Genomic DNA, 23,870 nt, shown 5'->3' with positions numbered 1-23,870 from the left:
ATTCTTCGGGGGACGAGGGTGTCAAGGACGGCCGGAGGAGGTCACGGTGGCCACGATCAGCGACGTCGCCGCGCGCGCCGGCGTCTCCACCGCCACGGTGTCCCGGGCCCTCAACGGCAAGTCCACAGTGGACCCGGAGCTCGCCGCGCGGGTGCTCGTGGCGGCCGAGGAACTGGGCTACCACCCCAACGGCCTGGCCCGGAACCTGCGCCGCCAGGAGACGGCCGTGCTGGCGCTGATCATCTCCGACGTCGAGAACCCGTTCTTCACGGCGATCGCGCGCGGCGTCGAGGACCTCGCACAGGTGTCGGGCTACTCCGTGGTGCTGTGCAACTCAGACGAGAACGAGGACAAGGAGCGCCGCTACATCGACGTCGCGCTCCAGGAACGCGTCGCCGGCGTCGTGCTCTCCCCCACGGGCCGCTCCACCAACGTCGACCGCCTGCGCCGCCAGGGCACGCCCGTGGTCGCGGTCGACCGGCCGCTCACCGGCCCGGACGGCGACCAGGTCCTCGTGGACACCCGCCGCGCCGCGCGCGACGCGACCCGCCACCTCGTGGCCGGCGGCTACCGCCGCATCGCGTGCCTGACGGGTCCCGCCGGCGTCCGTACGGCCGATGACCGCCTCGCCGGCTACCTCGACGCCGTCGGCGAGGAGAACGCGCTCTTCCGCCGCGCCGAGTACCGCGCCGAGGGCGCGCGGGTGGCCGCCACCGAGCTGCTCGAACTGCCCGAACCCCCGGACGCGCTGCTGGTGGCCAACAGCACCATGACGATCGGCGTCCTGGAAACCCTCGCGAGCCGCGGCGTGCGCCCCGGCCGCGACGTCGGCATCGTCTCCTTCGACGACGCCCCCTGGACGACCCTGATCGACCCGCCGCTGACGGTTGTCGCGCAGCCCGCCTACGAAGTCGGCCGGGTCGCCGCGCAGCTCCTGCTCGCCCGCATCACCGACAGCACCCGCCGCCCCACCACGACGACACTGGAAGCGCGGCTCATCGAACGGCAGAGCTCCCGCCGCTGAGGCGCACGGAATTCACGTCGCGCAATTCGCGCCCACCACCCGGAATTGCGTCCACGCCGACGTGAAACTGCGCGGAAAACCCTGAAAAGACGACGTGCCTGGTGGACCGGCCAGTACCGGTCCACCAGGCACGTCCCACCCCCTGTCCCCCCAGCACCGGCGGCCGAAACCACCGGAGCCCGCAACAGCACGAGGCGGGAAATCGATTACCAACCGAACGTAAAGGGGCCACGGCGGAGTGTCAAGGGCACGAAAGCCTGGACAGCACGACCACCGGCCGGGCAGACTGACGCGAAATCGCCTACACCTCGTGTTGGGTTCTGCGCGCCGCGTGTCGATCTCTGGTGAATTCACCCACAAATCCGGTGCTGAACCGCACGAACCCGCACACGCGAGCTACTCTGAGCGCATGTCAGTCGCGCTCGAGAACGTCCTCGCCAAGGCGGGGCTCAAGGCCGACGCCACCGAGTTCCTCACGCTCGTCGAGGACGCGGCGCGCAGGCTGTCGCCGCCGAATCCGGACCCGTCGCACTACTTCTCGCCCGACCAGCAGGCCGCGCTGGCGGACGTGGGGCTCGACCTCACGCCCCACGGCGACGACGAGCCCGATTTCCGCGCGCGCACCGTGGCCGCCCACGCCGTGCTCGCCGACTCGGCGCTCACCGTCACCCAGGCCGCGAAGGCGCTGAAGATCGACGACAGCCGCATCCGCCACCGCCTCAAGGAAGGCCGGCTCACGGGCTGGAAGGACCAGGGCTGGCGGCTGCCGTCGTGGCAGTTCAACGGCTCCGGCGTGCTGCCCGGCCTCGAGGCGGTGCTGCGCGCGATCCCCGAGGACCAGCCCGCGCTCGTCGTCGCCGCGTTCATGAACACCCCGCAGGACGACCTGGTGATCAGCGACCGGCCCGCGACCCCGCGCCAGTGGCTCCTCTCGGGTGGTGATCCCGAGCAGGTCGCGCGCCTCGTCGCCACGCTCGGCTCGCCGTTCTAGGCTGACCCGACGCCCAAGATCACCGACACAGGACGGACGACCCCCGACGCATGGCCCGGCTCCCTCTGCCGCCCGCGCGATCCGTGCTGGTCAAGGAGCTGGACCGCGCCCACGACGTGGTGGCGGTGCAGCCCGAGACCAGGCTGGTCCGCATCTTCACCGCGCACGGCAACCACCCGCAGCAGTGGAACTCGTTCCGCTACACCGGCCCGCTCCCGCACGGCCGGTTCGACCAGCAGCCACCCGGCCGCGGCGGCCAGCCCGTGACCGACCCCGGCAACGGCGTGCTGTACTTCGGCCTGACCGTGCGCACGAGCGTCGCCGAGGTGTTCCAGACAAGCTCGACGGTCGACCGCAAGACGCGCGGGCCGCGGCTCGTGGTCGTGCGCCCGATGCGCCCGTTGCGACTGCTCGACCTCACCGGGCTGTGGCCCACGCGCGTGGGCGCGTCGCAGGAGATCTCCAGCGGGCCGAAGAAGATCACCCAGGCCTGGGCGCGCGCGATCCGCAGCGCGCTGCCCGACCTCGACGGTCTCTGGTACCGCTCGTCGATGGACTCCGGCGACCCGGCCGTGTGCCTGTGGGACCCGCCGGCGGGCGCCGCGCTGCCGATCGCCCCGGATGTCCTGCTGCCGCTGGACCACCCGGGGCTCGACGTCCCGCTCGGCCGGGTCTGCGAAGAGCTGAACTACACGCTCCTCAACTGAGCACTCAGCCCAGGTGGCGCGACCACCACTCCAGTACCGCGTCGAAGCGCTGCACGCGGTGGCGCGGGCGCCCCGCGCGCGACAGCTCGTGGCCTTCGCCCGGGAACAGCAGGAACTCCGCGTCGGCACCTGCGCGGCGCAGCGCCACGAACATGCGCTGCGCCTGCTCCAGCGGGCAACGCCAGTCCTGCTCGGAGTGCACGACCGCGAACGGGATGGTGATGTCGGCCGCGTAGGTCAGCGGGCTGCGGTCGCGCAGCACCTCCGGGTCGGTGCCGATGTAGGAGTCGACGAAGAAGTAGCCGATGTCGGAGCTGCCGACCATCGAGTCCCACGCGTTCACCGCGCGCTCGCTCCACGCCGCCTTGAACCGCTCCGGGTGGTGCGAGGCGACCCAGCTGGTCATGAACCCGCCGTACGAACCGCCCATGATGCCGACGCGTGAGGAGTCGAGGTCGGGCCGCTCCAGCGCCTTGTCCAGCAGCGCGAGCACGTCGTCGACGTCGACCGTGCCGAACCCGAAGGTGATCGCGCGGCCGTGGCCCTGCCCGTAGCCCGCCGAACCGCGCGGGTTGCCGAGCACCACGGCGTAGCCGGCCGCGGCATAGACCTGGGCCTCGTCGAACACGGCCCAGTCCTGCTGCGCGAACGGCCCGCCGTGCACGACCCGCAGCACCGGGTGCGGGCCCTCGCCCTCGGGCAGCACGAGCCAGCCGTGCACGGGGTGGCCGTCGGGCGAGGTCGTGGTGAGCTCCTCGACGGGGCGCAACCCCTTGTCCCGCAACGGCTTTGAGTAGTCGGTGAGTACGCGCGGGCCGCCGGCGTCGAGCACGACCACATCGCCCGAGGTCTCCGGTGTGGCGACCACGGCGACGATCGTGTCTCCGTCGGCCGCGAACCCGCGGACCACCACGTGGCCGTCGTGCAGCACGCGCAGGTCGGCCAGCACGGCCGCCTCGGCGGAAGCCGGGACCGCGCGCAGCTCCACGGCGCCGCGGTTGCGCACGGCCACGAGCACCTCGCCGTTCACGGGAATGGCGGGCCCGGAGCCGCTCTCCACGTCGACGGTCTCGATGTCGGTCAGCCGCCGCGCCTTCGCGGGACCGCCGGTGCCGATCGTGGCGGCGTACAGGCCGGTGTTGCAGGCCTCGCGGTGGCCGTCCTCGTAGGACAGACCGTAGAAGTACAGCGTGCCGTCGGACGCGAACACGGGCTGGTCCGCGGAACCGTGGCACGACACGACGATCTCGGGCTCGCCGCCGGCGGCCGGGAACGCCACCAGGTCGCTGTAGTGCGTCTCCACGCGGTCCCAGTCCTGCGGCACCACCACGACCACGCGCTCGCCGTCGGGCGTCCACGCGGGGCCGTCGACGTCGTAGGTGACCGGCGAGATCGGCTCGAGCTCGGGCGGCGCGGTCGAGTCCAGAGCGGCGACGGCGTCGAACACGAACAGCCGCTTCGCGCGGTCGCGCAGGAACCCGATGTCGTCGATGCGGTAGTCGAACCGCGTGATCCGGCGCGGCGCCTCGGCGGGCGGCTCCGACTTCTCGCCGTCGGCGTCCTCGGTGCCGTAGCGGCCCGCCTCCGGCACGCGCGCGGTGAACGCGAGCCGCCGCGAGTCCGGCGCCCACACCGGCGCGTCGGCGCCCAGGTGCAGCGACGTCAGCCGCTTGGCCTCGCCGCCCGCGGCCGGCATCACGTGCACCTGCGCGCTGCCGTCCGCGCCTTCGCCGTCGCCGGCCCGCAGGAACGCGACCCAGCGCCCGTCGGGCGAGATCGCCGGGGCCGCGTCGTGCGGGCCTTGGGTCCAAGCGGTATCCCCTCCCCCGAGTCCCACCCGCCGCAGCGCGCTGTGGTTGGCGTTGGACTCGAGGTCGGGGTGCTTGACCGCGGTCAGAAGCAGGTCACCCCGGAGTACGGGGCGGCCGGGGACGACGAGGGCTTCGATGTCGGCTGGTCGCATGCCGACGACCGTACCGGATCATTAGCAAAGCGAAAGACTTATTCCGTCGGTACGCGCGCCCGTTCGTCCTTCTTCGCCTTGGCGAGGCTCGCCACGGTGGTGATCGCCAGCACGACCACGATCACGCCGAGGGACATCCAGTTGTTGATGTCCAGCCAGTCGGGCGCCACGTGGTACTCGTGCAGCGCGTGCACCACGAGCTTCGCGCCGATGAAAGCGAGGATCACTGCGAGGCCGTAGGACAGGTACACCAGCTTCTCGACGAGCCCGCCGAGCAGGAAGTACAGCTGACGCAGGCCCATCAGCGCGAACGCGTTGGCGGTGAACACCAGGAACGCCTCCTGGGTGATCCCGAAGATGGCCGGGATCGAGTCCACCGCGAACAGCAGGTCGGCCGAGCCGATGGCGACGATCACCACGAGCATCGGCGTGATCATCCGCTTGCCGTCGACCTTGACCGTGTACTTGTGGCCGTGGAAGTCGTCGGTGACCGGGAAGATCTTGCGGACCCAGCGGGTCACGGCGTTCTCGTGGTACTCCTCTTCCTCGTCCTTCTTGCGCAGCATGCTGATCGCGGTCCAGATCAGCACCGCGCCGAAGAGGAAGAACACCCACACGAACTGCGCGATCAGCGCCGCGCCCACCGCGATGAACACACTGCGCATCGCGAGCGCGAGCAGGATGCCCACGAGCAGCACGCGGTGCTGGTGGATGGCCGGCACCTTGAACGACGCCATGATGATCATGAAGATGAACAGGTTGTCGACGCTCAGCGAGTACTCGGTGATGTACCCGGTGAAGAATTCGACGCCCGGGTCGTGCCCGGCGAAGACCCAGACCCCGATGCCGAACACGACGGCACAGGCGATGTAGAAGATCACCCAGCGCGCGGCCTCGGCCGGTTTGATCGCGTGGGGCTTGTGGTCGACGATCACCAGATCGAGTGCGATCAGGGCCAGCAGGCCACCGACCGTCGCGATCCACAACCACAAGGGAACAGTCATCACAACACATACCTCCGGATAGCGCGTAGCAGCAACTAACCGGAGGTCTCTTCCGCCGGTTCCTTTCTACCGGCCGACGGTGCCGGGGGCCACGCCACTGTGTATGACGAGGCGACCGTGCTGACGACACCGCCGCGAAGGAATACTCCCCTCACAGCCCGTCCAGTTTGCCGGTTACGGCGCGCGAACGCCAGCGGAGGTTGCCCTCGTCACCGAACCGGCGGTGTTACCTCCGTCACCGAACCGAAGATCACCTGTGCTCGCGTGAAAAAGATGTCTGATCCGTGTGAGCCCCGCGCGCGGCTCTCAGCGAAGCTCAAATAACGTCAGCACGTGCCCCGAATCCCGTTGCCGCGCACGCGCGGTGCCCGGCTGACCGCGCTGGCCGCGGTCGTGGTGGTCGTCCCCGCCGTCGTGGCCGTCTGGACCACGAGCGGCTCGCAGCCCTCGCCCGTCCGGACCCAGGACGCCTTCCTGCAGATGCCGGCCGCGCCCGGCTCGGCCGAGCAGGTCCGCATCGACACCACCACCTACTACCCCGAGAAGACGCCCGCCCCCGCCGTGCTCCTGGCCCACGGTTTCGGCGGCGACAAGTCCAGCGTGGACCCCCAGGCCCGCGAGCTGGCCGAGCGCGGGTTCGTCGTGCTGACCTGGTCGGCGCGCGGTTTCGGCCGCAGCACCGGCAAGATCGGCCTCAACGACCCCGACGCGGAGGTCGCCGACGCGAGCCGGCTCATCGACCACCTCGTCGCGACCCACGACGTCGCCACCCGCGCGGGCGGCGCGCCGGAGATCGCCGTCACCGGCGCGTCCTACGGCGGCGCGCTGTCGCTGTTGCTCGCCGGCACCGACAAGCGCGTGGCCGCCGTCGCCCCGGTGATCACCTACAACGACCTGGCCCAGGGCCTGATCCCCAACGCCGGCGCCACCGCGCCGCCCGCGGCGAAGACCCCGGCGGCGGGCGAGTTCGCGCCCGACGGCGTGTTCAAGAAGAGCTGGGCGGGCATCTTCTTCTCCTCCGGTTCGGGCGCGCCGAGTGCGGGTGCGTCCTCCTCGGCCGAGGCTCCCGAGGCCGGGCAGGAGACCGACGACAACGGCGGCTCGGTCGGCGGCACCGGAGGCACCGGCGGCGGCACCGATCCGCAGGCGGCCACCGCCCCGGTCGCCGGACAGGCCCAGCCGCGTCAGGCGCCGGCCGCGGACCCGTGCGGCCGGTTCACCGCCCAGGTCTGCCAGGCGTACACGGAGCTGGCGACCACCGGGAAGGTGAGCGCGCAGACCGTCGCGCTGCTGCACCGCGTCTCGCCCGTGTCCGTGACGGACAAGATCACCGTGCCGACGCTGCTCGTGCAGGGTGAGAGCGACACGCTGTTCGGTCTGGACCAGTCCGACGCCACCGCGCGGCAGATCGCCGCGGCGGGCGGCAAGGTCCGCACCATCTGGTACACCGGCGGCCACGACGGCGGCGTCCCCGGCCCGCAGCTGCGGGCGAAGATCGGCGACTTCCTGTGGTCGGCGCTGACGGGCGACGGCGACCCGGGCACCGGCTTCAGCTACGACGTGCAGGGCACGCTGCGGGCCAACGGCGCGCCGTCCGTGCGGACGGTCAGCGCCGACGCGTACCCGGGCCTCGCCGGCACGGGCACCGAACGCCGCCAGGTCGCGCTCGCCGGTCCGCCGCAGCCCGCCGTGCGGCCCGCGGGCGCCAACCCCGCTGCCGTGAGCGGCATCCCCGGTCTCAACGGGCTGGCGGCGGGTTCGTCGCGGCTCGCACCGTTGTTCAGCACCGACCCGCCGGGTCAGGCCGCGCAGTTCCGCAGCGCGCCGTTCGACAGCCAGGTCCTGATCGCGGGTTCCAGCACCGTGCGGCTGCGGGTCGCGACCGACCCGGCACACCCGCTGCCGGAGGCGGTGCTGTTCGCCAAGCTCTACGACGTCGGCCCCGACGGCACCCGCGTGCTGCCGGCCAACGCCGTCGCGCCGTTCCGCGTGGCGAATCTGCCCGCGAACGGCACCCCGGTGGACGTGACGGTGACGCTGCCGGGCATCGTGCGCCCGATCGAGGCCGCGCACTCGCTGCGTCTCGTGGTCGGCACCACGGACCAGTCGTTCTCGACGCCGACCGCGCCGGGCGTGTTCCGCATCGCGCTGGCGTCGGGTTCGTCGCTCGCCGTGCCGGTCGTGCCCGGGACGTCGGTGGGCACGCCGGCGCCGAAGGGCCAGCTGATCGGCATCGGCGTGACTCTGCTCGTGGGCATCGTCGCGATGGTGTTCGCCGCGATCCGCCGCCGGCGCGCGCACGACGTCGACCCCGACCTGGCCGGCACGCCGCTCGTGATCACGGGGCTGCGCAAGCAGTACGCGGGCGGGTTCGTGGCCGTGAAGGACCTGTCCTTCCGCGTGGAACCGGGCCAGGTGCTCGGTCTGCTCGGCCCGAACGGCGCCGGCAAGACGACGACGCTGCGCATGCTGATGGGCCTGATCACGCCGACCGCGGGCGAGATCCGCGTCTTCGGCCACAAGATCTCGCCCGGCGCGCCCGTGCTGTCGCGCATCGGATCCTTCGTGGAGGGATCCGGGTTCCTGCCGCACCTGTCGGGCAAGGCGAACCTCGAGCTGTACTGGGCGGCGACTGGCCGGCCCGCCGAGAAGGCCCACTTCTCGGAAGCGCTCGAGATCGCAGGCCTGGGCGACGCGGTGAACCGCCGCGTGAAGAACTACAGCCAGGGCATGCGCCAGCGCCTCGCCATCGCGCAGGCGATGCTCGGCCTGCCGGAACTCATGGTGCTCGACGAACCCACCAACGGGCTCGACCCGCCCCAGATCCACCAGATGCGCGAGGTCCTGCAGCGCTACGCCGCCACCGGGCGCACGGTCGTCGTCTCGAGCCATCTGCTGGCCGAGGTCGAGCAGACGTGTTCGCACGTGGTCGTGATGCACCGCGGGACGCTCGTGGCCTCGGGCGAGGTCGGCGAGCTGGCGGCCGCGAGCGGCGAGGCGACGTTCCGCGTCGGCGACCCGGCGGCGGCCGCGGCGGCGCTCAAGGGCATCGGCGGCGTCACCGACATCGACGTCGAGGGTGACCTCGTGCACGTGAACCTCGACGGGATGCCGCGCGCCGAGGCCGTGGCGGCACTCGTGCGCGCGGGTGTCGCGGTGGAGCAGGCCGGGCCTCGGCGCCGGCTGGAAGACGCGTTCCTGCAGCTGGTCGGAGACAACTCATGAGCAACACCAACGGTTCGGGCGGGGTCCACACCGACCCCGCCGCCCTGCGGGAGCTGAGCGAGCTGGCGACGGCCGAGCAGACGGAGGTCGGCCCGGACGGTGCCGTCGCCGGCTACCGCGCCGAGCGCACGCTGCGCCTGCGCGTGGAGCTGAAGCGGCAGTTCAAGCGGCGGCGCACCCAGCTGGTGCTGGGGTTCGTGGCGATCCTGCCGTTCATCCTCGTGATCGCGTTCGAGGTCGGGCAGTCGAACCCGAACCGCCGCTCGGGCGGGTTCGTGGACCTCGCGACGGCGAGCGCCCCGAACTTCGTGGTGCTCGCGCTGTTCGTGTCCGGCACGTTCCTGCTGCCGATGATCGTGGCGCTGTTCTTCGGCGACACGATCGCGAGCGAGTCGTCGTGGTCGAGCCTGAAGTACCTGCTGGCGATCCCGGTGCCGCGGCACCGCCTGCTGCGGCAGAAGGCGATCGTGTCGGGCCTGCTGTCCGCCGCGGCGCTGGTGCTGCTGCCGCTGGTGTCGCTGCTGGTGGGCGTGATCTGGTACGGCGCGGGTGACGCGATCAGCCCTACGGGCGACGCGGTCACCTTCGGCGACAGCATGATCGCGCTCGTGCTGTCCACTGTGTACATCATCGTGCAGCTGGCGTGGGTGGCCGGGCTGGCGCTGCTGCTGAGCGTCTCCACCGACGCCCCGCTGGGCGCGGTGGGCGGCACGGTGCTGGTGGCGATCCTGTCGCAGATCCTCGACCAGATCACCGCGCTCGAGGGGCTGCGCAACTACCTGCCCACGCACTTCTCGTTCGCCTGGATCGACCTGATCTCGACCGACATCGACTGGTCGGACATGGCGAGCGGCGTGCTGTCGTCGCTCATCTACACCACGATCTTCCTGCTGCTGGCCGGTCGCCGGTTCGCGACGAGGGATATCACGAGCTGACGGCCGGCGTCCGGCCGCCCCGCGCGGGCGGCCGGACGCCGGTAACGTCTCCTCGCGTGACCATCCACCTCGCAGTCGAAGACGGCGTCGCCGTGCTCACGCTCGAGCACGGCCGCGGCAACACCCTCGACACCGCCACCTGCCGGGAGCTCGTGCTCCAACTCGAGGAGGCGGCCGACGGCGCGAAGGCCGCGGTGCTGACCGGATCGGGCGACATCTTCTCCGCGGGCGTCGACTTGCTCAGCATCGACGCCGGCGGCGCGAGCTACGTCGGCGAGTTCCTGCCCGAGCTCTCCGACGCGCTGCTGGCGGTCTTCGGCTTCCCGCACCCGCTCGTGGCCGCGGTCAACGGCCACGCGATCGCGGGCGGGATGGTGCTGGCCGCGGGGTGCGACCACCGCGTGGCCGCCGCCGGCCCCGGGCGCATCGGCGTGACCGAACTGCTCGTGGGCGTGCCTTTCCCGCTGGCCGCGACGGAGATCCTGCGCTGCGCGTACGGCACGAACCCGCTCGCCGCGCTCATGTACAGCGGCGCCACGCTGACCATCGACGACGCCCTCGCCCGCGGCCTGGTCGACGAGGTGGCGGCCCCGGAAGAGGTGCTCGGCCGCGCGCGTGAGCTCGCCGCCCGCCTCGGCGAACTGCCGGCCGAGGCGTTCGCTCACACCAAGGCGCAGCTGCGCCAGCCCTACCACGAGCGGATCGCCGAGAACCGCGCCGCCGACGACGTGCACGTGGACCGGATGTGGCGGTCGGAGCGGTCGCTGGCGAACGTCAAGTCCTATGTGGACCGTGTGCTGAAGCGCTAGTTCCGACCCTACGGAAGTCGGCGCCCGACCGGATGGCGCGCCTTGCCGGGCGCGGCCGGGTCTGTGAGGATCCGGAAGTTGATCTCGGGGCCGTCGAGGGGGAACCACGTGCGCAGGCTGCTCACCGTCTTGTCCACCGCTGTGCTGGCTGCCGTGGGGCTCACGCCGGTCGCGAGCGCGGCCGGCGACGACGACATCACGGCCGCGCTGGCCACGATTCCGGGCCTCACGGTCGTGAAGGAGGACCCAGCGCCGACGGGCTACCGGTTCTTCGAGCTGACGTTCACACAGCCGGCCGACCACCGCCACCCGGACGGGCCGAAGTTCGACCAGCGGTACACGCTCCTGCACCGCGACTTCTCCGCGCCGACGGTCGCGTTCACCAGCGGGTACAACGTGTCCCTGGCCCCGAACCGCTCGGAGCCGACGCGGATCGTCGACGGCAACCAGCTTTCGATGGAGTACCGCTATTTCACGCCTTCCCGGCCGCAGCCGGCGAATTGGTCGCGCGACCTCACGATCTGGCAGGCCGCGGCCGACGAGCACGCCGCCGCGCAGGCGTTCAAGAAGATCTACCCGGGCAAGTGGCTCGCGACGGGCGGGAGCAAGGGCGGGATGACCGCCACGTACTTCCGGCGGTTCTTCCCGGACGACGTGAACGGCACGATCCCCTACGTCGCGCCCAACGACGTGATCGACCCGATCGACAAGTACAACCGCTTCCTCGCGAATGTCGGCGACCCCGCGTGCCGCGCTTCGCTCAAGGCGATCCAGCGAGACGCGCTGAAGCGGCGCGACCAGCTCGGCGAGCTGGCGAAGGCCGACGCCGCGCACAAGGCGTACACGTTCACCACGGTGGGCTCGATCGACGAGTCGCTGGAGATCTCGGTGATCGACTCGTATTTCGCGTTCTGGCAGTACCAGCCGGCCTCGGCCTGCGCATCGATCCCGAAGCCGGGCGCACCGGGGGCCGACGTGTGGGCGTGGTTCGAGCAGGTGGAGAGCCTCAACACGTATTCCGACCAGGAGCTCGAGCCGTTCGTGCCGTACTACTACCAAGCCGCGGTGCAGCTCGGCTCGCCCGAGGCGTACGACAGCTACCTGCGCGACCTGCTGCGCTACCCGGGCACCGACGTGCCGTCGACGTTCGTGCCCGCGTCGGTGAAGCTGCCGCGCTTCGATTACCTGGCGATGCCGGACGTCGACTTCTGGGTGAAGGCGCACGGCCGGCAGCTGCTGTTCGTGTACGGCTCGAACGACCCGTGGGGCGCCGAACCGTTCGAGCTCGGGTACGGCTCGCGCGATTCCTACCGCTACTTCGTGCCGGGCGGCAACCACGGCTCGACGATCGCGCAGCTGCCGGCCGCGCAGGCCGCGGAGGCGACCGCGACGATCCGCCGCTGGGCCGGTCTGCCGGCTGCTTCTTCGCGGTCACTGGCTTCGGTTGCGGCTCCGGCCGGGTTCCCGGACTTCGACGCGAACCAGGTCATGGCGGACCGCCCGCGCTTGTGAGGCGGGTGCGGTGAGTCCTTTGTGGATCTTGGCCGAATGGCTGTCCGGGTGACGGCGGGCGCGAGGGCGTAGTCTCGGGCGCGCCCTGTCGGCCCGGTCTGAGGAGGCAGCCATGCCCCGGCCCGTCCACTTCGAAATCCACGCCGGCGACCCGCAGCGCGCGGTCGCCTTCTACACCGCCGTGTTCGGCTGGAAGATCGAACAGTGGGGCGAGGTCCCGTACTGGGTCGTCTCCACCGGCGACGGCGAAGGCATCGACGGCGGCCTCCTCCCCCGCCGCGGCCCCGCCCCCGCCGAGGACGCCCCGGTTTCCGGCTTCATCAACACGATCGAGGTCACCGACGTCGACGCCACCATCGACGCCGTGGCCAAAGCCGGCGGCACCATGGCGCTGGCGAAGGACCCCGTCCCGGGCGTCGGCTGGCTCGCGTACTGCAAGGACACCGAGGGCAACATCTTCGGCGTGCTCCAGCCGGACGAGAACGCACCCGCTCCGTCCCGCCCCTGACCGGTGCCGTCGCCGCTTCACCGGCCCTGATCGCGCCGGCGTGACTGCTCCGTGGTGGCTGCTCCGTCGCGCGTGCGCAGTGGTGACTACGCGGTGGTGACTACTCTGTCGCGTGTGCGCCGGTAACCGCTCCGCCCCAGCCAGGTCAGGGCCGTCGCGCTGGGGGCAGCTTCGCTCGCACGGCCGCGTAGGACGCGTCGATCAACTCCCGCAGCTCGTCACCCGGCACCGCGGCGGCCGGGCTCGCGCCCAGATCCATGCGGTTCCACCCGTAGCGCCCGAGGTAGTCCAGCACACCCACCGACTCCGGATACCGCTCCCGCAGCTCGGCCGCCTCCTCACGGCTCGCGCCGCACTTGAGCCCCACCGACCCGGGCCGCTCCAGCCCGATGAACGCGAACGCCTTGCCCGCGACCTTCACCACGAGCACGTGCTCCCCGAACGGGTAAGTCTCCACGGCCCCGGGCTTGCCCAGGCAGTGCTCGATCACCTCGTCGAGCCGCACCGCCGCTCACCTCCACTCGCCTGCCGCACGCCGACGCTGCCACCGCTGCCGCCGCTTCACGGCAAGATCGCGGCGGCTGCCCACTGCCCCAGCGCCGCGCCACCAGGGTCGCCCGCGCCGCCACCGGCAACGCCGACGCGCGCCGGCGGTTTTGCCGTCGAAGCTTGCGCCGGCCGCAGGCCAGGCAGTGCGCGACCGGGCCGCCGGTCAGCTCCGCTCGCCGCATCCGCCGGCGACCAAACCGCAGCGGCGCAGCGGCCAACCCTCGCCTCATGCCGTCGTCGTCACCCACCGGCCAAGCCCTCACGGCCGCACCGCCGCTCACTCCACTCGCCTGTCGTTCCTCGGCTGCGCTCGGGCGCCAAACCGCCGGAGCTCCCGAGCGCACCTGAACCGGCTCGACCACAACCGACGGGTTCCGTCCCGCCGACCGGAGGTCTGGCGGCCCCCAGCCCGCCGCACCCAGAGGGCAGCGGGCCGTGGGAGGGCATCAGCGAATGCCGGCCGCGTCCATGCCGCGCAGTTCCTTCTTCAGGTCCGACACCTCGTCGCGCAGGCGGGCGGCGAGCTCGAACTGCAGGTCGCGGGCGGCTTGCATCATCTGGTCGGTCATCTGCTGGATGAGGTCGGCCAGCTCGGCGCGCGGCATGCCCGCCACGTCCTTGTCCACGAGCATGCCGGAGCTGCGCACGCGGTCGCCCTGTTCGGGTTTCTTGCCGCGCGAGGTGTTGCGGCCCGAGCCGCCGACGGCGACCGCCTGGTCGGAGTCGTCGGCTTCGCTGTAGACGCGGTCGAGGATGTCGGCGATCTTCTTGCGCAGCGGCTGCGGGTCGACGCCGCGTTCCTCGTTGTAGGCAACCTGCTTCGCGCGGCGGCGGTCCGTCTCGTCGATGGCGTGCTGCATCGAGTCGGTGATCTTGTCCGCGTACATGTGGACCTCACCGGACACGTTTCGCGCCGCGCGGCCGATCGTCTGGATCAGCGACGTGCCGCTGCGCAGGAAGCCTTCCTTGTCCGCGTCGAGGATCGCCACCAACGACACCTCCGGCAGGTCGAGGCCCTCGCGCAGCAGGTTGATGCCGACCAGCACGTCGAAATCGCCCGAGCGCAGCTGGCGCAGCAGCTCGACGCGGCGCAGCGTGTCGACCTCCGAGTGCAGGTAGCGCACGCGGATGCCGAGCTCCAGCAGGTAGTCGGTGAGGTCCTCGGCCATCTTCTTGGTGAGCGTGGTGACCAGCACCCGCTCGTCCTTCTCGGCGCGCTCGCGGATCTCGTGCACCAGGTCGTCGATCTGACCCTCGGTGGGCTTCACGACCACCTTCGGGTCGACCAGGCCGGTCGGCCGGATGACCTGCTCGACGAACTCGCCGCCCGTCTGACCCATCTCGTACGGACCCGGCGTGGCCGACAGGTACACCGTCTGCCCGATGCGGTCGGAGAACTCCTCCCACGTCAGCGGCCGGTTGTCGACCGCGCTCGGCAGCCGGAACCCGTAGTCGACGAGGTTGCGCTTGCGCGACATGTCGCCCTCGAACATGCCGCCGATCTGCGGCACGGTCTGGTGCGACTCGTCGATCACGAGCAGGAAGTCGTCCGGGAAGTAGTCGATCAGCGTGGCGGGCGCGGACCCGGCCTCGCGGCCGTCGATGTGGCGCGAGTAGTTCTCGATGCCGGAGCAGAACCCGACCTGGCGCATCATCTCGATGTCGTACGCCGTGCGCATGCGCAGCCGCTGCGCCTCCAGCAGCTTGCCCTGCTTCTCCAGCTCCGCCAGGCGCTGCTCGAGCTCCGCCTCGATGCCCTTGATCGCCTTCTCCATGCGCTCCGGCCCCGCGACGTAGTGCGTGGCCGGGAAGATCCGCACCTCGTCGACCTCACGCACGATGTCGCCGGTCAGCGGGTGCAGGTAGTACAGCTTTTCGATCTCGTCACCGAAGAACTCGACGCGGATCGCCAGCTCCTCGTACGCCGGGATGATCTCCACCGTGTCGCCGCGCGCGCGGAACGTGCCGCGGGCGAACGCGATGTCGTTGCGCGTGTACTGGACGTCGACCAGCGCGCGCAGGAACACGTCACGGTCGAGCCGCTCGCCGACCTTCAGCATCGAAGACCGGTCGAGGTAGGACTGCGGGGTGCCGAGGCCGTAGATGCAGGACACACTGGCCACCACGATCACGTCGCGGCGCGAGAGCAGGTTCATCGTGGCCGAGTGGCGCAGCCGCTCGACGTCGTCGTTGATCGACGAGTCCTTCTCGATGTAGGTGTCCGTCTGCGCGATGTACGCCTCGGGCTGGTAGTAGTCGTAGTAGCTGACGAAGTACTCGACCGCGTTGTTCGGGAAGAGTTCCCGCAGCTCGTTGGCCAGCTGCGCGGCCAGGGTCTTGTTCGGCGCCATGACCAGCGTGGGCCGCTGCACGCGCTCGATCAGCCACGCGGTGGTGGCCGACTTGCCCGTGCCCGTGGCGCCCAGCAGCACGACGTCCTTCTCGCCCGCCTTGACCCGGCGTTCGAGCTCGTCGATGGCCGCCGGCTGGTCGCCGGCGGGCTTGTACTCGCTGATCACTTCGAACCGGCCGCCGGAACGGGGGACGTCGGAAACCGGCCGGAAGTCGGACTGCGCGAGGACGGGGTGTTCGGTTGCGAAAGCCACGTCCACCAGAGTAGGCCGACCCTCCGACAGTTTTCAGCCGAGGCGCCGCCACAGGCCTGCTGACCTGCGTCGGGACCCTGTTCAGCAGCCGTCACCGCAGGCGCAGAGCAGTGCACACGGGTCGCAATCGCAGTGGTTCTGCCGCACCTTCCCGCTCCACGGGCCCGGGAACGGGTCGCGGCAGCAGAACTGGCAGCTGCAGCACATGTACGTCGCCACCGCGCACCCCGCGAAGAACCCGCGCGGTCGTGGCGGCACGGCGAACTTCGGCACCCAGCACCCACCGCCGTCGCCGTCCTCGGGCCCGTCCCCGGGTTTGCGCTTCTACTTCGGCGGCTTCGGCGGAGGCGGAGGTGGGGGCGGCGGCTGAGACGGCGAAGCGGGCGGCCCCCACCCGGGCCGACCACCGGCCTAGGCACCTCCCGGCGCAGGCGGCACCACGGGCGGCAGCGGTCCCGGCCCGAGCCACCCGGGCGGCGGCTCCTGCCAGTGCCCGAACGCCCGGGTCACGGCGTGGCGCAGCTCATGCACCAGGAGCGCGTGGACCAGCGCCGGCTGCGCGAACGACGCCTCCCGCACCGTGAGCTCGACCCCGAGCACCGCGTCCTCGGCGAGCCGCCGCGCCTCGGCGAGCCCGGTGCCGGTGACCGTCATCGGGTTCCAGCTGCCCGCCGCGTCGTCCGCGGGCTGGTCCTCCACCGCGTCGAGCAGGTGCGCGACCCGCCCGAACAGCCGCCCGGCCTCGGCGAGCGGCGCGACGTTGCCGGGTCGTCCCGCCAGCACCGCCGTCTGCGCGAACGCCGCCGACGCGGCCACCTCGGCCGGCTCGGTCACCAGCAGCAGTGAGTCCCCCGCGGTCACCTCGTGCTCCAGCGTGCCCTGCCGCGCCACCGCGTCCACCAGCACCGCGGTGTCGAAGCCGATGCGCGCGCCGGTGCGCGCGCCCTGCGCGGACCACCGGGCCGCGAGCTTCTTCGCCGGTGTTCGCAGCGCCGCCCGGCCGAGCGCACCATCGCCGTCGGCGACGTGGTCACCGACCTTGGCCGACGCGAGCACCAGCGACACGGCCGCGGCGAGCTGCGCCCCTTCTCCTCGCGCGACGGACGCCGAACGCATCCCGCGCAACGCGCACGGCCCCGCGTTCCGGCGCCGGCCCGCGGCCTGGGCCTCCACGAGAGCGGAGATCACCAGAGAGTCGTAGTTCGTCACGACCCGCGCGAGGTGCCCGTGCTCGTCGCGCAACGCGAGGCACAGCCCGCACAGGTGCGCGAGCCAGTCGGCGTGCAGCCGCGCGGACAGCCGGTGCCGGCACGGCCGGATGATCCCGAACATGATCCCTCCCCAGGTCCGGGCCAACCTAACCGGCGAACAGGACATCCGATGCGAAAGTGGCCGAGCCGTGACCACCCCGGCAACCGGGTGGATTTCGCGGGCACCCGGCCGCACGGACCGCTCCGGACGCCCCGCGCCCGGCAGGATGGGCGGATGACCGACGTGCACCCGCCGAAGGCGGAGAGCTTCGACCCGGCCGCCGGCGTCAACGTGGACCCCAAGGGCATCGAACGGGAGGTCGAGGAGTTCCGGACCGAGCCGTTCGGGCTGTACCTCGCGCGCCCGACGCCGGGGCGCGAGCAGTTCCGCTACCTCGAGTCGTGGCTGCTGCCGGGCCTCGGCCTGCGCATCACCGACTTCTGGTTCAACCCCGGCCACGAACGCGACCAGACCTTCTATCTCGACGTGGTGCGCGTGCGCCGCGAAGGCACCCGGTGGTTCTCCACCGACCTCTACCTCGACCTCGTGCTCAAGGACAAGGTCTCCGTGCGGGTGATCGACTCCGACGAGCTGCTCGCCGCCGTCTCGGCGGGCCTGCTGCCTCAGGCCGAAGGCGAGTACGCGCTCGAAACCGCCTACGCCACCGTGGAAGGGCTGGCCGCGCACGGCTACGACCTCGCGGCCTGGCTGTCCACAAAGGACATCACCGCGACCTGGCGCCGGCACCCCTAGGAGACCTCGGGTCCACCGATCGGTGGATGCCCGCCGCCTGGCGGTGGATGCCGGTTCTGGCCGTTCCGGCGATCCGCCGCACCCTTTCCCCACGGGACTCTTCTTCGGGACAGACGAAGAGCTCGAGAGGGGACGGCGGACATGCCGGTGATCGAGGTCCAGCACCTCCACAAGACCTACGGGGACAAGGTGGCGGTGGACGACGTGTCGTTCACCGTCGAGCGGGGCGAGATCTTCGGGATCCTCGGCGCGAACGGTGCGGGCAAGACCACCACGGTCGAGTGCATGGAAGGCCTGCGCACGCCCGACGGCGGCACATTGTCGGTGCTCGGGCTCGACCCGCGGCGTGACCGGCACGAGCTGCGCCAACGCGTCGGCGTGCAGCTGCAGGAGAGCCGGCTGCCCGACCGGTTGCGGGTGGGCGAGGCGCTGGAGCTGTACTCGTCCTTCTACCGCAAGCCGGCGGACACCGAGCGGCTGCTCGGCCTGCTCGGGCTCACGCACCAGCGCGACACCGCCTACAAGAAGCTCTCGGGCGGGCAGCAGCATCGCCTGTCGATCGCGCTCGCGCTCGTCGGCAGCCCCGAGATCGCGGTGCTCGACGAGCTCACCACGGGCCTCGACCCGCAGGCCCGCCGCGACACGTGGGACCTGGTCGAGTCGGTGCGCGACGAGGGGGTGACGGTCGTGCTCGTCACCCACTTCATGGAGGAGGCCGAGCGCCTCTGCGACCGCATCGCCGTGATCGACTCGGGCCGCGTCGTCGCCATCGACACGCCGGCCGGGCTGGTCCGTCAGGTCGGCGACGAGCAGCGCATCCGGTTCCGCCCGTCGGCACCGGTCGACCTCGCACAGCTCGAAGCGCTGCCCGACGTGCTCGAGGTTGAACGCCACGGCTCGCAGCTCGTGGTCACGGGGCGCGCCACCGCGCTGCAGACCGTGACGTCGTTCCTTGCCCGCAACCAGGTGCTCGCGGGCGACCTGCGCGTGGACCAGGCAAACCTCGACGACGCCTTCGTCGCGCTGACCGGCCGGAAACTGGCCTGAGGGGACTCAACGAAATGCTCACGAGAATGACCGCCGTCGAGGCGAAGCTGTTCCTGCGCGACCCGGGGGCACCCGTCACCATGGTCGGCATCCCGCTGGCGCTGCTGCTCGTGTTCGGCCTGATGCCGGGTTCGAGCAAGCCCAGCGCCGAGTTCGGCGGCTACGCGCCGCTGCCGACCCTGATCGCGCCGATGGCCGTGGCGATCCTCCTCGCGATGCTCGCGGTGATGCTGTTCCCGGCCGCCGTGGCCACGTACCGCGAGAAGGGCGTGCTCAAGCGCCTTTCGGCCAGCCCCGTGCCACCCGGACGGCTGCTCGCCGCTCAGCTGCTCGTGAACCTCGCCGCCGCCGCGGTCGCGATCCTGCTCGTCCTGGGGGTGGGCAGGATCGCGCTCGGCATGGCGCTGCCGGAGAACCTCGGCGGGTTCCTCCTGGTGATGGTGCTCGGCGCGCTGGCGCTGTTCTCCGTCGGCACGCTGATCGCGGCGCTCGCGCCCACCAACCGCGCGGCCAGCGGTATCGGCGCCGCGGCATTCTTCCCGATGCTCGCGCTCGGCAGCGTCTGGGTGCCCAAGGAGCAGCTCCCGCCGGTGCTGCAGCACGTGGCCGACGTCCTGCCGCTGGGCGCGACCATCAACGGCCTGCGCGAAGCGGCCGCCGGGAACTCGCCCGAGCTGCTGCAGCTCGGTTCGCTCGTCGCCTTCGCCGTGGTCTGCTCGGCGATCGCGGCCCGCACCTTCCGGTGGGAGTGAGCATGTCCGTGACGACGCTGCCGGCCGCCCGGCGCGTGGCCGCCCCGTTCGCCCGCGTCCCGGTGTTCGTGCTGGCCGGCCTGCTCGGCGTGGCGCTGCTGCTCACCGCCGGCCGCTACGGCTACATGGGCGACGAGCTCTATTTCCTCGCCGCCGGCAAGCACCTGGCGTGGGGCTACGTGGACCAGCCGCCGATGCTGCCCCTGCTGGCGCGGGCCATGGACACGATCGCACCCGGCTCGGTCTTCGCGCTGCGGCTCCCGGCGATGCTCGCGATGGTCGCGTCGGTGGTGTTCGCCGCCCTGATCGCCCGCGAGCTCGGCGGTCGCGCGAATGCCCAGGCGCTGACCGCGGCCACGTGCGCGGTCAGCACGCAGTTCATCGCCTCCGGTCACTATCTGGCCACCTCGACGCTGGACCCGTTCCTGTGGACCGTGGTGATCTGGCTGCTGGTCCGCTGGATCCGCACCCGCGGCGACAACCTGCTGCTGTGGGCCGGGGTGGTCACCGCCGTCGCGCTGTACGTGAAGTTCCTGATCGGCGGCCTCTGGGCCGTCGCGATCATCGCGCTGCTGGTCTTCGGGCCGCGGGAGCTGCTGCGGCGGCCGAAGCTGTGGGTCGGCGCGGCCATCGCGGTGGCCGCGCTCGTCCCGACGCTTATCTGGCAGGCGACGCACGGCTGGCCGCAGCTCGGCATGGGCGAGGCGATCTCGGCCGAGGTGGACCAGACGTGGGGCGGGCGCCTGCTGTGGCTGCCTTCGGCGCTGCTCACCGCCGGGTTCCCGATCGGGATCGTGCTCCTGTGCTACGGCCTGTGGCGCCTGCTGCGCTCGCGGCAGCTGCGGCCATACCGCTTCCTGGCGTGGACCACGCTCGGCCTGGCCCTGGTGTTCGTGGTGGTCAACGGCCGGTCGTACTACATCGCCGGCATGTTCGCGCCGTGCTGGGCGGCGGCCGCCGTGGCGCTGGAGACCGGCCGGGCCTCGCGCTGGTGGCGCTGGCTCGCGACCTGGCCGGTGTACGTCGTCGCGGTGCTGCTGGCTCTGCCGATCTCGCTGCCGGTGTGGCCGCAGCCGTGGCTCGCCGCGAACCCCGCGCTGCCGTCACCGACGTTCGCGTTCGTCGAGATCGGCTGGCCGCAGGCCGCGCGCTCGGTGGCGGACCAGTTCGCGAAGCTGCCCGACCCGGCGCACACGGCCCTGGTCGGCGAGTCCTACTGGTCGGCGAGCGCGCTCGAGGAGTACGGCCGCCCGCTGGGCCTGCCCGAGCCCGCGAGCCCGAACCGCGGCTACGCGACGCTGGTCGTGCCGCCGGACTCAGACACCAGCGTGCTCTACGTCGGCGCCGACCCGCGGCCGCTGCTCGGCCACTTCACCGACCTGCGCCAGGTCGGAAAGGTCGACACCGGTGCGGCCCTGCCGAGCGTCGCCGACGACACGCCGCTGTGGCTCGCCACCGGGCGACGGCAGCCGTGGCAGGAGATCTGGCCGGAACTGGTGAACACGCACAGCTGACCGGGTGTGCCCGGCGCCACACACCAGCCGGTGGTGCCGGGCCCCGCCCGTAGGGTGCCGCGCAGCGGGCCCGGACAGCAGCAGGGAGCACGATGGACGCCGTGACCACGGCCACCACACCGACCAGGCACGGCGCGGCCGTCACCGAGTTCGCGCGGCGTCCGGTGGCGCTGCTCGCGGCCGGGACCGCGGCGGTCCTGCTGGCCACGGCCGGCCGGTACGGCTACTTCGGCGACGAGCTGTACTTCCTCGCCGCCGGCAAGCACCTGTCGTTCGGATACGCCGACCAGCCGCCGGTGCTGCCGCTGCTCGCCGCGCTGATGGACGCGATCGCGCCGGGCTCGCTGGTGGTCTTCCGGCTGCCGGCCATCCTCGCCACCGCCGCCGGGGTCGTGGTGACCGCGCTGATCGCGCGTGAGCTCGGCGGCGGCCGGAAGGCCCAGACGCGAGCAGCCGCCGCGTACGCGATCTGCGGCCAGTTCGTGGGCAGCGGCCACTACCTCGCCACCTCGACCGTGGACCCGCTGCTGTGGACGCTGGTTCTCTGGCTGCTCGTGCGGTGGCTGCGCACCCGCGACGACAATCTCCTGCTGTGGCTGGGCCTGGTCACCGCCGTGGCACTCAACGTGAAGTTCCTGATCGGCGCGTTCTGGGCCATCACCGCTGTGACGGTGCTCGTCTTCGGCCCGCGCGAGTTGCTGCGCCGGCCCAAGCTCTGGGCCGGCGCGGGAATCGCCGCGCTCGCGTGCGTGCCGACGCTGCTGTGGCAGTCGCTCAACGGCTGGCCGCAGCTGGGCATGGGCGACGCGGTTTCGCACGAGGTCGCCGAAGCAGGCGGACGCGCGGAGTTCCTGCCGGGCCTGCTTGCCGGCGCCGGACTCGTGATCGGCGCGCTCGGCGTCTGCTACGGCCTCGGTGTGCTGCTCTCCGCGCGAAGCCTGCGGCCGTACCGGTTTCTCGGCTGGACGGCGATCGGCGTGGTCGCGGTGTTCCTCGTCGCGGGCGGCCGCTTCTACTACGCCGCCGGCATGTTCGGAATCCTGTGGGCCGCGGCGGCCGTGCACCTGCAGGACCGCCGGCCCGCGCTGTGGTGGCGGTGGGTGCCGACGTGGCCGGTCTTCGTGCTGTCCGCGCTCTTCAGCCTCCCGTACGCGCTGCCGGTGTGGCCGGCGCAGTGGCTCGTGGAGCACCCCGACGCGCCGCATCCCGCGTACGCGACCGAAGAGGTCGGCTGGCCGGACCTGGCCGCCTCCGTCGCGGACGTCTACCGGGCGCTGCCACCCGAGCAGCGCTCGCACACCGCACTCGTCACCGCGGGCTACTGGCAGGCGGGCGCACTCGACCGGTACGGCCCGGAGGCCGGTCTCCCCGAGGCCTACAGCGGCAGCCGCGGCTTCTGGTACTTCGGCAGGCCGGCCGACGACGTCGACACCGTGCTGTTCGTGGGCGCCGACCCCGCGAAGCTCGCGCCGCACTTCCGCGACGCGCGGGTCGTCGGCTCGGTCCAGAACCGCCTGGGTGTGCTCAATGCCAGCGAGCACCTGCCGATCTGGCTGCTCACCGGTCGCACCGAAAGCTGGCCGGTGATCTGGCCCCAGGTGAAAGATCTGAAGGCATGAAGTCCGAAGACGCGCGGGACGTGAAGCTCGACTGGCGCGGCTCGCTTCTCGCACCGCTGTCGCTGCACGAAGGGGAACCCCCGCTGCGCTGGCACTCGTGGTTCAACCGCGCCGAGACGAACGCCCCGTTCGTGCTGCTGGCGATTCCGACCGTGCTCAGCCTGGTGCGGGCCGACCAGACGAGCGCCCACCGGCTCACCACGCTCGCGATCGCCGTCGGCGCCGCGGTCTGGCTTGTGCTGACCCAAAAACTGCCCAGTGCCCGGGTGCGCGAGAACGCCGCCTTCGCGGCGCTGAGCTTTGTGGGCGTCGTGAGTTTCGGCTCCGCGCTCGAAGCGCGCGAGACCTACTTCCTGATCTTCATGGTCCACGGCTTCTTCGCCGCCATGCGGATGCGGCCGTTGGTGATGTCGATCCTCGGCGTGGCCGTCACGTCGCTGCTGATCAACACCGTCGCCAACGGCGGCCCGATCGAGGCGCTGGCCACGGCCCCGGCGATCTGGGTGACGCTGGTGATCGTGCAGACGGCCGCGATCGGCGGAGGCGGCGCGGTGTTCGCGGCTGTCGGCAGGCAGAGCGCCGAACGCAAACGGGCGCTCGACAAGCTCGCCGCCGCCGAGGCCGAAAACCGGGGCCTGCAACGGCAACTGCTCACCCAGGCTCGCGAAGCCGGCGTGCTCGACGAGCGGCAGCGGCTGAGCCAGGAGATCCACGACACGCTCGCCCAGGGCTTCACCGGGATCATCACGCAGCTCGAAGCCGCCGCCCAGGCCCGGGAGAACCCCGCCGAGTGGCAGCGGCACCTCGACACCGCGAAGGCGCTCGCGCGCGAGAACCTGACCGCGGCGCGGCGGTCCGTGCACGCCTTGCGGCCGGAGCCGCTGGAGTCGGCGACGCTGCCCGACGCGCTCGCCGAGGTGGCGCGGTTGTGGAGCGAGCGCACCACCGTGCCCGCCGCGTTCTCGACCACGGGCACGGCCGAGGCGCTGCACCCGGAGATCGAGGCGACGCTGCTGCGGATCACGCCCGAGAACCGGCGGTAGATCGCTCCCACCGACAGCCCCGCCCGGTCGGCGACCGCGCCGACGGTGAACTCCTCGA

The 23,870-nt window shown here is 71.7% G+C and carries 18 protein-coding genes and 1 pseudogene; 14 read left to right on the top strand and 5 right to left on the bottom strand.

Annotation, left to right across the window (positions count from 1 at the left end; genetic code table 11):
* Nucleotides 1-46 precede the first annotated feature (46 nt).
* The 3 genes from AB0M56_RS38780 (at nucleotide 47) to AB0M56_RS38770 (ending at nucleotide 2,722) form a co-directional block, all read left to right on the top strand.
* On the top strand, nucleotides 47-1,024 hold the full coding sequence (locus AB0M56_RS38780; RefSeq protein WP_364185644.1) for a LacI family DNA-binding transcriptional regulator: 978 nt from the start codon (nucleotides 47-49) through the stop codon (nucleotides 1,022-1,024).
* A 409-nt stretch (nucleotides 1,025-1,433) separates the two neighbouring features.
* On the top strand, nucleotides 1,434-2,015 hold the full coding sequence (locus AB0M56_RS38775; protein WP_364185642.1) for a DNA-binding protein: 582 nt from the start codon (nucleotides 1,434-1,436) through the stop codon (nucleotides 2,013-2,015).
* 50 nt (nucleotides 2,016-2,065) lie between these two features.
* Complete coding sequence (locus AB0M56_RS38770; protein ID WP_220242013.1) at nucleotides 2,066-2,722, top strand: RES family NAD+ phosphorylase; 657 nt, start codon at nucleotides 2,066-2,068, stop codon at nucleotides 2,720-2,722.
* Nucleotides 2,723-2,726: 4 nt separating this feature from the next.
* On the opposite strand, the gene AB0M56_RS38765 is transcribed toward AB0M56_RS38770, so the two are convergent.
* Together AB0M56_RS38765 and AB0M56_RS38760 are read right to left on the bottom strand one after the other, a co-directional pair.
* Nucleotides 2,727-4,685: a S9 family peptidase gene (locus tag AB0M56_RS38765; protein ID WP_364185640.1), complete on the bottom strand. Its 1,959-nt coding sequence runs from the start codon at nucleotides 4,683-4,685 to the stop codon at nucleotides 2,727-2,729.
* A 38-nt stretch (nucleotides 4,686-4,723) separates the two neighbouring features.
* On the bottom strand, nucleotides 4,724-5,689 hold the full coding sequence (locus AB0M56_RS38760) for a TerC family protein (RefSeq protein ID WP_364185638.1): 966 nt from the start codon (nucleotides 5,687-5,689) through the stop codon (nucleotides 4,724-4,726).
* A gap of 333 nt (nucleotides 5,690-6,022) precedes the next feature.
* Here AB0M56_RS38760 and AB0M56_RS38755 point away from each other — a divergent pair, with 333 nt between their 5' ends.
* The 5 genes from AB0M56_RS38755 to AB0M56_RS38735 all read left to right on the top strand — a co-directional run bounded on the left by AB0M56_RS38755 (nucleotide 6,023) and on the right by AB0M56_RS38735 (nucleotide 12,678).
* Nucleotides 6,023-8,914 (top strand): alpha/beta fold hydrolase, encoded by a 2,892-nt coding sequence (locus AB0M56_RS38755; protein ID WP_364185636.1) that lies wholly within the window; start codon nucleotides 6,023-6,025, stop codon nucleotides 8,912-8,914.
* Nucleotides 8,911-9,849, top strand: coding sequence for an ABC transporter permease subunit (locus AB0M56_RS38750; RefSeq protein ID WP_364185634.1), 939 nt, complete (start codon nucleotides 8,911-8,913; stop codon nucleotides 9,847-9,849). Before AB0M56_RS38755 ends, AB0M56_RS38750 begins: the two co-directional genes overlap by 4 nt.
* Nucleotides 9,850-9,905: 56 nt before the next feature.
* Nucleotides 9,906-10,658 carry an enoyl-CoA hydratase/isomerase family protein gene (locus AB0M56_RS38745; RefSeq protein WP_364185632.1) on the top strand — a complete coding sequence of 251 codons (753 nt, stop codon included), beginning with the start codon at nucleotides 9,906-9,908 and terminating at the stop codon, nucleotides 10,656-10,658.
* A gap of 108 nt (nucleotides 10,659-10,766) precedes the next feature.
* Nucleotides 10,767-12,170 carry a S28 family serine protease gene (locus AB0M56_RS38740; protein WP_364185630.1) on the top strand — a complete coding sequence of 468 codons (1,404 nt, stop codon included), beginning with the start codon at nucleotides 10,767-10,769 and terminating at the stop codon, nucleotides 12,168-12,170.
* Nucleotides 12,171-12,282: 112 nt separating this feature from the next.
* Nucleotides 12,283-12,678: a VOC family protein gene (locus AB0M56_RS38735; RefSeq protein WP_220242020.1), complete on the top strand. Its 396-nt coding sequence runs from the start codon at nucleotides 12,283-12,285 to the stop codon at nucleotides 12,676-12,678.
* 145 nt (nucleotides 12,679-12,823) lie between these two features.
* Here the strand turns inward: AB0M56_RS38735 and AB0M56_RS38730 are convergent, their stop codons facing one another.
* The 3 genes and pseudogenes from AB0M56_RS38730 to AB0M56_RS38720 all read right to left on the bottom strand — a co-directional run bounded on the left by AB0M56_RS38730 (nucleotide 12,824) and on the right by AB0M56_RS38720 (nucleotide 17,165).
* On the bottom strand, nucleotides 12,824-13,183 hold the full coding sequence (locus AB0M56_RS38730; RefSeq protein ID WP_364185628.1) for an MmcQ/YjbR family DNA-binding protein: 360 nt from the start codon (nucleotides 13,181-13,183) through the stop codon (nucleotides 12,824-12,826).
* A gap of 490 nt (nucleotides 13,184-13,673) precedes the next feature.
* Nucleotides 13,674-15,833 carry an excinuclease ABC subunit UvrB gene (uvrB, locus tag AB0M56_RS38725; RefSeq protein ID WP_364185626.1) on the bottom strand — a complete coding sequence of 720 codons (2,160 nt, stop codon included), beginning with the start codon at nucleotides 15,831-15,833 and terminating at the stop codon, nucleotides 13,674-13,676.
* Between the two features lie 81 nt (nucleotides 15,834-15,914).
* Nucleotides 15,915-17,165, bottom strand: a pseudogene (locus AB0M56_RS38720) (DUF5685 family protein).
* A 153-nt stretch (nucleotides 17,166-17,318) separates the two neighbouring features.
* On the opposite strand from AB0M56_RS38720, the gene AB0M56_RS38715 reads away from it, so the two are divergent.
* From AB0M56_RS38715 to AB0M56_RS38690, 6 genes are all read left to right on the top strand, one after another.
* Complete coding sequence (locus tag AB0M56_RS38715; protein ID WP_364185624.1) at nucleotides 17,319-17,837, top strand: DUF402 domain-containing protein; 519 nt, start codon at nucleotides 17,319-17,321, stop codon at nucleotides 17,835-17,837.
* Nucleotides 17,838-17,978: 141 nt separating this feature from the next.
* Nucleotides 17,979-18,884: an ABC transporter ATP-binding protein gene (locus tag AB0M56_RS38710; protein ID WP_364185622.1), complete on the top strand. Its 906-nt coding sequence runs from the start codon at nucleotides 17,979-17,981 to the stop codon at nucleotides 18,882-18,884.
* A gap of 26 nt (nucleotides 18,885-18,910) precedes the next feature.
* Nucleotides 18,911-19,636 carry an ABC transporter permease gene (locus AB0M56_RS38705; protein ID WP_364185620.1) on the top strand — a complete coding sequence of 242 codons (726 nt, stop codon included), beginning with the start codon at nucleotides 18,911-18,913 and terminating at the stop codon, nucleotides 19,634-19,636.
* A 2-nt stretch (nucleotides 19,637-19,638) separates the two neighbouring features.
* Nucleotides 19,639-21,150: a glycosyltransferase family 39 protein gene (locus AB0M56_RS38700; RefSeq protein WP_364185618.1), complete on the top strand. Its 1,512-nt coding sequence runs from the start codon at nucleotides 19,639-19,641 to the stop codon at nucleotides 21,148-21,150.
* Between the two features lie 92 nt (nucleotides 21,151-21,242).
* Nucleotides 21,243-22,769, top strand: a complete 1,527-nt coding sequence (locus AB0M56_RS38695) for a glycosyltransferase family 39 protein (protein WP_364185616.1) — start codon at nucleotides 21,243-21,245, stop codon at nucleotides 22,767-22,769.
* On the top strand, nucleotides 22,766-23,812 hold the full coding sequence (locus AB0M56_RS38690; RefSeq protein WP_364185614.1) for a histidine kinase: 1,047 nt from the start codon (nucleotides 22,766-22,768) through the stop codon (nucleotides 23,810-23,812). The genes AB0M56_RS38695 and AB0M56_RS38690 overlap by 4 nt, the downstream gene beginning before the upstream one ends.
* Nucleotides 23,813-23,870 lie beyond the last annotated feature (58 nt).

Source organism: Amycolatopsis sp. NPDC051372, from assembly GCF_040682095.1.
Classification (GTDB): domain Bacteria; phylum Actinomycetota; class Actinomycetes; order Mycobacteriales; family Pseudonocardiaceae; genus Amycolatopsis.
Note: the sequence above shows the minus strand (reverse complement) of the source record. Positions and strands in the feature narration are given on the sequence as shown.

Excerpts from the sequence above, each read along its gene's own strand:
- AB0M56_RS38700 (WP_364185618.1), top strand. The coding sequence starts at position 19,639 with ATGTCCGTGACGACGCTGCCGGCCGCCCGGCGCGTGGCCGCCCCGTTC.
- AB0M56_RS38690 (WP_364185614.1), top strand. The coding sequence starts at position 22,766 with ATGAAGTCCGAAGACGCGCGGGACGTGAAGCTCGACTGGCGCGGCTCG.
- AB0M56_RS38775 (WP_364185642.1), top strand. The coding sequence starts at position 1,434 with ATGTCAGTCGCGCTCGAGAACGTCCTCGCCAAGGCGGGGCTCAAGGCC.
- AB0M56_RS38750 (WP_364185634.1), top strand. The coding sequence starts at position 8,911 with ATGAGCAACACCAACGGTTCGGGCGGGGTCCACACCGACCCCGCCGCC.
- AB0M56_RS38735 (WP_220242020.1), top strand. The coding sequence starts at position 12,283 with ATGCCCCGGCCCGTCCACTTCGAAATCCACGCCGGCGACCCGCAGCGC.
- AB0M56_RS38715 (WP_364185624.1), top strand. The coding sequence starts at position 17,319 with ATGACCGACGTGCACCCGCCGAAGGCGGAGAGCTTCGACCCGGCCGCC.
- AB0M56_RS38770 (WP_220242013.1), top strand. The coding sequence starts at position 2,066 with ATGGCCCGGCTCCCTCTGCCGCCCGCGCGATCCGTGCTGGTCAAGGAG.
- AB0M56_RS38710 (WP_364185622.1), top strand. The coding sequence starts at position 17,979 with ATGCCGGTGATCGAGGTCCAGCACCTCCACAAGACCTACGGGGACAAG.
- AB0M56_RS38705 (WP_364185620.1), top strand. The coding sequence starts at position 18,911 with ATGACCGCCGTCGAGGCGAAGCTGTTCCTGCGCGACCCGGGGGCACCC.
- AB0M56_RS38765 (WP_364185640.1), bottom strand. The coding sequence starts at position 4,685 with ATGCGACCAGCCGACATCGAAGCCCTCGTCGTCCCCGGCCGCCCCGTA.
- AB0M56_RS38695 (WP_364185616.1), top strand. The coding sequence starts at position 21,243 with ATGGACGCCGTGACCACGGCCACCACACCGACCAGGCACGGCGCGGCC.
- AB0M56_RS38760 (WP_364185638.1), bottom strand. The coding sequence starts at position 5,689 with ATGACTGTTCCCTTGTGGTTGTGGATCGCGACGGTCGGTGGCCTGCTG.